Genomic DNA, 945 nt, shown 5'->3' on the forward strand with positions numbered 1-945 from the left:
CCTAGGGCGTGTTGCTAAAGGATAGTAGTCAGCCAATGCAGTGTCGCGGCGAGGCAGAGCCCGGCGTGATAGTTCCGGGCGTACTTGTCCGAGCGCATCGCGATCCCTCGCCACTGCTTGAGCCGGTTGAAGCACCGCTCTACGACGTTGCGTCCCCGGTAGCGCTGGCGCTGGTCTTCACCGAAGTCGATCGGTCTTCCTGGGCGGCGGCGCCGGTGCGTGATCTGATCGGCCCGCTCGGGGATCGTGGCCGCGATGCCATGCCGGCGCAGCCAGGCCCGGTTCGCCTTCGAGGGGTAGCCCTTGTCTGCAATCAGGCGGTCAGGCCGTATCCGGGGCCGCCCACGGGCCCCGGCAACGCTGATCTGCTCCAGCGTGGTGGCCAGCATCGAGGTGTCCGCCACCTGCCCGCCGGTCACCACGAACGCCAGCACCCTGCCCTTGCCATCACAGACCAGATGATTCTTCGTCGTCAGACCGCCACGGGAGCGTCCGATGGCATGATCAGCCGGCTCGTCCCCTGATTTCTTGTAGTTCATCCAGGCCCCCTGTGGGGCGGGGCAGGGTCGCCCCGTGCTGGTGGACGCGCACGATCGTGGAATCGATCGAGGCCACCCAATCCAGCTCGCCAGCCTGCTGTGCCATCGACTGAGTGCGCTCGAGCACGCGCTCCCACACACCCTGGGCGGCCCACCGGTTGAAGTTCTTGTAGATCGTGTTCCAGTTCCCGAACCGCTCGGGCAGATCCCGCCACGGCGCCCCCGTGCGGAAGCGCCACGCGGTGGCCTCGACCACCGCGCGCCGATCCACCGGCGGCCGACCGGTGGACTTCGGCGTGGGGAACAGCGGGCCGATCACGGCCCAGACCTCGTCCGAGATGACATCACGCGACATGACCCCAGACTCGCGCATCCACGTCCCCGAACCCTTTAGCAACACGCCCTA

The 945-nt window shown here is 67.3% G+C and carries 1 pseudogene; it reads right to left on the bottom strand.

Going from position 1 to position 945, the window contains the following annotated elements:
- Window positions 1-14: 14 nt before the first annotated feature.
- Window positions 15-912: pseudogene (locus FLM69_RS11250) on the bottom strand (IS5 family transposase).
- Between the last annotated feature and the right edge of the window lie 33 nt (window positions 913-945).

Source organism: Micrococcus sp. R8502A1 (assembly GCF_006704135.1).
Classification (GTDB): Bacteria; Actinomycetota; Actinomycetes; order Actinomycetales; family Micrococcaceae; genus Micrococcus; species Micrococcus luteus.